The 8586-nt window shown below is 40.0% G+C and carries 8 protein-coding genes; 3 read left to right on the top strand and 5 right to left on the bottom strand.

The genetic code is table 11. The features are described 5' to 3' along the window. Window positions 1-521: 521 nt before the first annotated feature. Window positions 522-965, bottom strand: a complete 444-nt coding sequence (gene perR / locus CFS60_RS10980) for a peroxide-responsive transcriptional repressor PerR (protein WP_088810928.1) — start codon at window positions 963-965, stop codon at window positions 522-524. Between the two features lie 71 nt (window positions 966-1036). Further along, window positions 1037-1981, bottom strand: a complete 945-nt coding sequence (locus CFS60_RS10975) for an NAD(P)-dependent oxidoreductase (RefSeq protein WP_088810927.1) — start codon at window positions 1979-1981, stop codon at window positions 1037-1039. A gap of 148 nt (window positions 1982-2129) precedes the next feature. Between CFS60_RS10975 and CFS60_RS10970 the strand changes: the two genes are divergently transcribed. Together CFS60_RS10970 and CFS60_RS10965 are read left to right on the top strand one after the other, a co-directional pair. Beyond that, window positions 2130-3428: a glutamate-1-semialdehyde 2,1-aminomutase gene (locus CFS60_RS10970; protein WP_088810926.1), complete on the top strand. Its 1299-nt coding sequence runs from the start codon at window positions 2130-2132 to the stop codon at window positions 3426-3428. A gap of 83 nt (window positions 3429-3511) precedes the next feature. Continuing rightward, entirely contained in the window at window positions 3512-4591 is a 1080-nt protein-coding gene (locus tag CFS60_RS10965; RefSeq protein WP_088839246.1) for an aromatic acid exporter family protein, read from the top strand. Between the two features lie 194 nt (window positions 4592-4785). Here the strand turns inward: CFS60_RS10965 and CFS60_RS10960 are convergent, their stop codons facing one another. The 3 genes from CFS60_RS10960 to mutY all read right to left on the bottom strand — a co-directional run bounded on the left by CFS60_RS10960 (window position 4786) and on the right by mutY (window position 7316). After that, a complete protein-coding gene (locus CFS60_RS10960; protein ID WP_088810924.1) occupies window positions 4786-5313 on the bottom strand; it encodes a DUF402 domain-containing protein in 528 nt (175 codons plus the stop codon). A 171-nt stretch (window positions 5314-5484) separates the two neighbouring features. After that, the gene (gene fabL / locus CFS60_RS10955; protein ID WP_088810923.1) at window positions 5485-6231 is read right to left on the bottom strand and encodes an enoyl-[acyl-carrier-protein] reductase FabL; all 747 of its coding nucleotides are present in this window, start codon (window positions 6229-6231) and stop codon (window positions 5485-5487) included. Beyond that, window positions 6228-7316 (bottom strand): A/G-specific adenine glycosylase, encoded by a 1089-nt coding sequence (gene mutY, locus CFS60_RS10950; RefSeq protein ID WP_088810937.1) that lies wholly within the window; start codon window positions 7314-7316, stop codon window positions 6228-6230. The genes fabL and mutY overlap by 4 nt, the downstream gene beginning before the upstream one ends. 249 nt (window positions 7317-7565) lie before the next feature. Here mutY and CFS60_RS10945 point away from each other — a divergent pair, with 249 nt between their 5' ends. Continuing rightward, entirely contained in the window at window positions 7566-8546 is a 981-nt protein-coding gene (locus tag CFS60_RS10945) for a metal-dependent hydrolase (RefSeq protein WP_088810922.1), read from the top strand. Window positions 8547-8586: the final 40 nt, after the last annotated feature.

Below are 8586 nucleotides of genomic sequence, written 5' to 3'. Positions count from 1 at the left end.
CAGCGTTCGTCCTGAGCCAGGATCAAACTCTCTTTAAAATAAATCGAATTTGAATACTTATTCAACACCGTGAATAAGTTTCCTTAGCGTCACAAATTGACTTTGCTAGCTTGTTTCTTACTTTTTTTGGAAACATCTTTTTGTTTCCTGTCCTATGAATTGATTGGTGAAACATCTGTTTCATCGCTTTTTCATCTTCGTTTTGTTCAGTTTTCAAAGGTCATAATTTGCCGCATTTTTGAAAAGCAACTGGCTTTTTGCGACTTTTAAATCATATCATCTAAACGCTTGCCTGTCAACATTTTTTTGAATTAATTTAATTTCAAAAACAATTGATTAGTAGCGCCGAAAACTAATATATCAATTTTAAATGAAGATGTCAACAAGTTTATGCATAAAAATGCGAGAAAATATTTTTTTCACCATTTCTAAGGCAAACTAGGCTTTAAAATCCCCTTTTCCGCATAAAAATTAATCATTTTATGCAAAACAAAAATCACCTATTTTTAAAATAGGTGATTTTATTTTTTATTTTTCGCTTTACATTCAGGACATAACCCATAAACTTCTAAACGATGTTTGTTAATTTCATACCCTGTAACATGGGAGGCAAAATGCTCGACTTCATCTAGACCTGGATAATGGAAATCAACAATCTTTCCACATTCATCGCATATAGCATGATAATGGTTAGAAGTAGAAAAATCAAATCGGCTTGAAGCGTCGCCATATGATAATTCCTTAATTAATCCTGCATCTCTAAATACGCGTAAGTTATTGTAGACTGTTGCAACACTCATATTTGGAAAATCACCTTCAAGTGCCTTGTATATTTCGTCGGCAGTTGGATGAATATGTGAATTAATTAAGAACTCAAGTATAGCATGACGTTGAGGAGTAATTCGTACTCCTGACTGTTTTAGAATATCTATTGACTCTTTTAAATGAGTGTTAGACACCGTCATGCACTCCTTCCTTTAAATGATAACTTTCTTATATTTTAACGGAAATGTTCATAAGCTGTCAATACAACGATTTAATATCCTCTATTTAAGTTGATTTCATTCTGCACGGTTTTGCCTGCTTTAAACTTCTCTAGACTATCAAGCCAGATTTCCATGCTGCGATTAATATATTGATCGGTATGTCCAGATACGTGTGGGGTCATTGTGACATTTGTAGCTGTCCAAATCGGGCTTTCAGTCGCCAGCGGTTCCTCGGGGTAGACGTCGAGATAGAAATGGCGAATGGTTTTTTCAGCGATGACTTTTTCTAAAATGGCGCTTTCTATAGCGTTTCCACGACCGATGTTGATGAATACGGCGCTCTTCGGCAAAATATGGAAGAAGTCTTCATCATAGACGCCTGTCGTTTCTTTTGTTTTTGGTAGCACAGAAACGAAATAGTCAGCGGCGCGAATTACTTGTTTTAAGTCACGCATGGCGAAAGTTTTGTCAAAACCTTCTACTGGGTGGCCGGTTGTATTTAGTCCTACCGTTTGCATGCCAAACATTTTGGCGAATTTTGCGATTTGTGAGCCGATTGCTCCTGCGCCAGCAACGACGATTTTCTTATTGCCGAGCTCAACGACAGGGTGGGAAAACGCCCACTCTTTCTTTTTTTGAGCTTCATAAAAGTGTTGTAATTGCTTCACGTCATGCAACAAATAGCTCAGCACAAATTCTGCCATCGGGACAGCGTGAATGCCGCGAACATTTGACACTAAAATATTTTTTTCTAGAATAGCTTGCTTAGGTAAGCCGTCAACGCCCGCAGAAAAGACCATAATCCACTTTAGTGCGCTAGCTGCTTCAATAATTTCTGCTGTGATGTCACCGCCATATGTCACGATGCAGTCCACTTCATTAAGTTCCTTAAAGTTCTTTATTTCTTTTTCGTAATAAAATATATCGTTTGGATATGCTTCTTGCTGTTTTACTTGCCAATCTTCCGGTATCGTTAGCGTATATAAGATTTTCAAACAGCCCAGCCCCCTTTCTACTCTTTTAGTTTATGCTTTTTTTGAAAAAACGGCAATTAAGTTGTTCTTTCATGTTGCTGTTTTAAATTATTTCGCATAAAATGGACTAGATAAGCGGGATTCCGCGAAATTCAAAGGAGATGTCTAGATGGATCATTCAAAATCAGATGCTATACATAAGGAAGCAAAAAAACATATTGTTGGCGGCGTTAATAGTCCAAGTCGTTCGTACAAGGGCGTTGGTGGCGGTGTGCCGATTACGATGGAGCGAGCAGAAGGGGCTTATTTTTATGATGTGGACGGGAATAAATATATTGATTACTTAGCGGCTTTTGGCCCCATTATTACCGGCCATGCACACCCACACATTACAAAGGCGATTACAAAGGCTGCAGAAACTGGGGTTTTATATGGTACGCCAACTGTGCATGAAATTACATTTGCGAAAATGTTAAAAGAAGCGATTCCTTCTATGGAAAAGGTGCGCTTTACCAATTCTGGTACGGAAGCTGTCATGACAACGGTTCGTGTTGCTCGCGCCTATACTGGCCGAGATAAGATTATTAAATTCGGCGGGTCTTATCACGGACACTTCGATCTCGTTTTGGTGGAAGCGGGTTCTGGACCTTCAACACTAGGCACGCCTGATTCTGCTGGTGTGACAGAAGCGACAGCCAAAGAAGTCATTACCGTTCCTTTTAACAACGTCGAAGCTTTTAAAGAAGCTCTTGATGTTTGGGGCGATCAGGTGGCAGCGGTGCTTGTGGAGCCGATTGTCGGGAATTTCGGGATTGTCGGGCCAGAACCAGGATTTTTGAAAAAAGTAAATGAGCTGACTCATGCGGCGGGTGCGCTCGTGATTTATGATGAAGTGATTACGGCATTTCGCTTTATGTACGGCGGGGCGCAAGATTTGCTCCAAGTGAAACCGGATTTGACAGCGCTTGGAAAAATTATTGGCGGCGGCTTGCCGATTGGGGCGTATGGCGGGCGCTTGGATATTATGGAAACTGTAGCACCGCTTGGTCCGGCTTATCAAGCTGGCACACACGCTGGAAATCCCGCTTCCATTCTATCTGGCATTGCCTGCCTAGAAGTTTTACAAGAAGAAGGACTTTATGATCGTTTTGAAAAATACGGATCTAAATTGAAAAATGGTATTTTAAATGCTGCTGCAAAACACGGCATTACAATTACGATTAACCAAATTGTTGGGGCGCTGACGGTATTTTTCACCGATAAAACTGTGCGGAACTATGCAGATGCTGAACAAACTGACGGCGAACAATTTAGTCGTTTCTTTAAACTTATGCGTGAGGAAGGTATCTTACTGGCGGCATCGAAATACGAGGCTTGGTTTATTACAACGGCCCATACTGAAGCAGATATCGACGACACAATTGCGGCAACAGAGCGTGTATTTGCCATTATGGCCTCCGAAAAATGATTTTTATGTTACAAAATGAAAAATATGGTTATAATAAAGGTATTAAAAGATAAAAATCGCCCATTAGAAAGGAATTACCTACCATGAAATTTGGAGCTAGAATATTAAAAACTGGTATTGCTATAAGTTTAGCTTTATTTATTGCCGAACTTTTCCAGTCCCCCTCTCCTTCGCTGGCAGGAATTTCCGCCATATTTGCGATTCAACCGTCCATTTACCGCTCGTACCGAACTATTTTAGAGCGCGCGCAAGGAAATGTGATTGGTGCCATCATTGCCATTGTTTTTGGTCTATACATTGGAAATGACTTCATTTTGATTGGCGTAGCTTCCGTTATTTGTGTGGCGCTACTTCTGCAATTAAAACTAGAAAATACGATTGGCCTTGCTCTTGTAACACTTGTTATTGTCATGGATTCACCCGGAAATGACTTCCTTGAAATCGCCTTAATTCGTTTTGGTACAATCATGCTAGGGCTTGTTGCAGCATTTATCGTCAACTTAATTTTCATTCCACCAAAATATGAAGTGGCTTTGTATCAGCAAATTTACAATACGAACAATGAGATTATTAAATGGATCCGCTTAAATTTACGCCATGCCGCTGATTTTCCTTTACTAAAAAAAGATATGAACTGGATGCAGAAACAAATTGGGCAAATTCGTAATCAATATGAGCTTTATAAAGAAGAAAGAACTTTTTTAAAGCGAAATTCTGTTTCTAAAGGGCGTAAAATTGCTATCTACCGGCAAATGATTCTCTGCTCACAAAAAGGCTATGAACTTTTAAAAATTCAAAATCGCTACGAAAATGATTATTTACAACTTAATCCTGAAAAACAAGAGGTCATCAGACAGCAAATTGACTTTTTAGTAGATAAACATGAACAACTTCTACTCACATACATTGACCGCGTTGCCGTTGATACAGATTACTTGGAAGACCATTTGGCGCAAGATCCGAAAGAATTAATGGATTTATTTTTAAATGAAATGAAATCGGATGACCTGGAAAACAACACAGATGAGTATCACTTAATGCGCATTATCGCTTGCGTTTTTGCCTATCAGGAAGCAATCGACTATTTAGAAAAACTCATTCATAGTTTTAAAATCCGCCATACGGATGAGAATAAAATTGATATTAGTGTGACGGAAGAGTAATGGATAAAAAGCATAAATCTAGTAACACTACCATTTAGGTAATGGACTTTACTAGATTTATGCTTATTTTTATCCGCTTTATTTTACTTGAAATCACATACTTATTAGCCATGTAAAGCGAACAAAAAGACGCCAAAAAAAAGACGTTGCCCAAACCTTATTAAACAAACAGGTTTAGGCAAATGCGTCTTTTTTCAACGGTATTCTTTGTACTTTTCATACCAAATATCAATATAGTCCTTCGAAAAAGGTCCTTTTTTATCCAAAATCCAGTGACTCAAAATATCTACGTTATTGCGTAAAATTCGGTCGATGGCATCAGGATATTTCATTTGGCGACGATGCTGCTCGTATTCACCTTCATCAAGTAAATGGAAACGTCCGTCAGGAAAAACTTTAATATCTAAGTCATAATCAATATACTTTAACGCTTCCTCATCGACCGCAAAAGGCGTTCCTAGATTACAATAATGGTACAGGCCATCTTCCCGTATCATTGAAATCACATTAAACCAATAATCGCTATGAAAATAGCAAATTGATGGCTCTCTCGTTACCCATTTTCGCCCGTCAGATTCCACGACAAGTGTATGATCATTTCCCCCGATAATAACATTTTCCGTTGCTTTTAGCACAACTGTTTTTTTCCAAGTACGATGAAGTTTACCGTTGTGTTTGTAGCTCTTAATCTGGATAATTTCTTTCTCTTTTGGCAAGTACATACACACTTTCCTACTTTCTTCATGTACTAGAAGCTGTTATTCACAAATCATTATAACATAACAAAACAACGCAAAAAACAATAAACTACGGAAAATCATCTTTTTTGATTAAAAAAGTAAAATCCGTGCAGAAAGTTCCATTTAAAGTGGGAAAATCATTTTTATTTGAGCTTATACGAGTAATGTCCGTCCACCATCAACCACAATCGTCTGCCCGCGAATCATATCTGCATGGCTGCTCGCAAGAAACATGACTGTGCTGACTAAATCTTGAAGCTCCACCATGCGCCCCGCCGGAGTCCTACTAATCGCATCTTCGATTAACTCCGCTTTATTCGGAAAATGTTCCAGCGCGTCCGTTTCAATCAAGCCACCTGAAACCGTGTTAACTGCTATTCCGTAAGGCGCAAGCTCAACCGCCAAGTAACGCGTGAGCGATTCAACCGCCGCCTTAGAAACGCCAACAGTCGTATAATTATCCAAATAACGAATCGAACCAATTGAGCTTAACCCAATGATTTTCCCGCCGCCAGTTTCCTGCATCATCTTAGCCGCTTCTTGACTAGCGAACAAAAAGGCACGCGCATTAATATTCATCGTCCAGTCCCAGTGCGTTTGTTCAAGCTCCATCAGCGGTTTCAAGACGCCGCTAGCCGCATTGCTCACAAAAAGATCAAGTCGTCCAAACGTCGCTTTAATTTCAGCAAACATCGCGCGCGTTTTTTCAACATCGCCAATATTCGCACGGAAAAGCTCACATTTTCTGCCAAGTTTTTCAATTTCCGCCTGCACCTCTTCGGCTTTTTTACGACTCCGCGCAAAATTTACCGCCACATCATATCCTTCTTTTGCAAGCTGAATCGCGATTTCACGACCAAGCCCGCGACTACTTCCAGTCACTAAAGCTACTTTATTCATTCCAAATCCCCTTTTCTCTCAATAAAACTTTGCCACATTTTTTGGTATGGCACAGGAAACGCAAGCCGCTGCATCTCCTCTTCTGAAACAAATTTCACCTTGTCTTCTGGCTTACCGCCAGTAAGTTTAGCCGTCAAAACGTCCACTTCCCACACCAAATGCGAAAAAATATGCTTCACATGCGGTAGCGATTCTTGAAGTTCAACTTCTAAACCATATTTTTTTAGGAAAGCAAGTTTTACCATTTCACTATTGGCATTTGCTTTTACTTCCACAGTTGGAAACTGCCATAAATTGGCTAGCAGTCCTTCTGACGGGCGCTGTTCAACTAAAATGCGGTCATTTTGCCGGACAACAATTGCCAGCAGATGAATTTTTTTCGACTTCACTTTTTTTATTTTAACTGGATAGTCCAGTTCCTTCCCATTTTTGTGCGCTGAACAAAACGGTTGCAGTGGGCAAAGTAGGCACATTGGCTTTTTCGGTGTGCAAACTAACGCGCCAATTTCCATTAAGCCTTGGTTGAAAGACGCAGGATCAATTGGGTCAATTAAATCATACAGCACCGTTTCAAAAATCTTTCGCGTACTTGGTTTCATAATGTCCGCATCAATTTCGCATACGCGCGACATGACACGCATAACATTCCCATCAATTGCGGGTTCCGCTTTCTGATAGGCGATACTTAAAATTGCGCCGGCAGTATATGGGCCAACCCCTTTTAGACTTAAAATGTCCTTTAACGTGTCTGGCACTATTCCCTCATGTTCTTCAACAACTTGACGCATCGCCGCCTGCAAATTGCGGACACGTGAATAATAACCGAGCCCCTCCCAAATTTTAAGAATCGCATTTTCATCTGCATAAGCAAAGTCTTCCATCGTTTCAAATTGCGTCATAAATCGCGTGAAATAAGGGATAACCGTGTCCACCCGCGTTTGTTGTAGCATGATTTCTGACACCCAAATCCGGTACGGGTCAGTGTTCTCACGCCAGGGAAGTATCCGTTTATTGGCTAAGTACCAATCGATTAGCGCTTGTCTGAAAGCTTCAGTTTGTTTTTTATCAAAGTATGTATTTGTCATTCGTTCACCTAAATTTCTCATAAAATTCTAATGCTCCGCACTTTCGATGTGTAGTATAATGAAAACATGGGAATAGATTAATGGTTAAGCTTTTTCTATTATACAGAAGCTAGCTTTTTTTGAACAGCACTCTGCTTGTAAAGGCTTAGCTGACAGAGTAGTAATTACTCACCCACACACTTTAGTCGCAGGAAGATGCCGCTTGGTTTGTTAAGTGACTCTTTCTAACTTCTTGGAGGAGGAAAGCATTTGGACACAGGCACACATGTTGTTATGGGGATTGCACTTGGGGCTCTCGCAACAATTGACCCTGTAGTTGCAAGTAGTACTCATGCTACAATGGGTATCATGGCAGCAACAATTATTGGTTCTCAAATTCCTGATATTGACACTGTATTAAAACTTAAAAACAATGCGGATTATATTCGTAATCACCGGGGGATTACACATTCCCTTCCGATGCTCGCGATTTGGCCGCTCTTAATTTCAACTGTACTTTACTTTATTTTTCCGGCAGCAACATTTTTACACTTGCTCTTATGGAGCTTTATAGCAGTCGGGTTACACATTTTCGTCGATATTTTTAATGCATACGGGACGCAAGCGGTTCGACCATTTAAAGACACTTGGGTCGCATTTGGTTTTATCAACACATTTGATTGGTTTATTTTTGGATCACATGTCGTTGCGATTATCATCTGGCTACTCGGTGCTCCTGCTGGTCCAACATTCTTTACGCTTTACGGAATCCTCGCGCTTTATTATGTCGCACGCGCAGTTACACAGCACATGATTAAACATGCCGTCAAGAATTTAATTCCTGATGCCGAAGAAATCATCATCGCTTCAACGATTCATTTCTTCCAGTGGCGTGTCGCTGTGACAACGAAAGAACATTATTATGTGGGACGTGCTTTCAAACGAAACATTTCAGTTTATGAAAAGTTTGATCGCTTACCCGTTCCAAATAATGAAATCATTCGTTCTGCGAAACAAGATAAAAACTTGGCCGCTTTTGTCTCCTTTTCAAAAGTGTATAACTGGAGAATTGAAGAAAAGTTAGATGCCACGTATGTCACGTTTACGGATTTGAGATACCGTAGCAACGGGCACTATCCGTTTGTTGCCGTTGTTCGTCTAGACGATGATATGAATATCTTATCATCTTACACGGGCTGGATTTTCTCTGATGAAAAACTTCAGAAGAAACTCACCCCAGTAGCTGTGTAACTTTAACCTCATAAACAAACCCCAGCTGTTACAATAACAG

Source organism: Listeria sp. ILCC792, assembly GCF_900186135.1.
Lineage (GTDB): Bacteria > Bacillota > Bacilli > Lactobacillales > Listeriaceae > Listeria > Listeria goaensis.
Note: the sequence above shows the minus strand (reverse complement) of the source record. Positions and strands in the feature narration are given on the sequence as shown.

Bases quoted from the DNA above. Each gene is read 5' to 3' on its own strand.
- fabL (WP_088810923.1), bottom strand. From the start codon at position 6,231: ATGAATAAAGTAGCTTTAGTGACTGGAAGTAGTCGCGGGCTTGGTCGT.
- perR (WP_088810928.1), bottom strand. From the start codon at position 965: ATGACGGTGTCTAACACTCATTTAAAAGAGTCAATAGATATTCTAAAA.
- mutY (WP_088810937.1), bottom strand. From the start codon at position 7,316: ATGACAAATACATACTTTGATAAAAAACAAACTGAAGCTTTCAGACAA.
- CFS60_RS10965 (WP_088839246.1), top strand. From the start codon at position 3,512: ATGAAATTTGGAGCTAGAATATTAAAAACTGGTATTGCTATAAGTTTA.
- CFS60_RS10960 (WP_088810924.1), bottom strand. From the start codon at position 5,313: ATGTACTTGCCAAAAGAGAAAGAAATTATCCAGATTAAGAGCTACAAA.
- CFS60_RS10970 (WP_088810926.1), top strand. From the start codon at position 2,130: ATGGATCATTCAAAATCAGATGCTATACATAAGGAAGCAAAAAAACAT.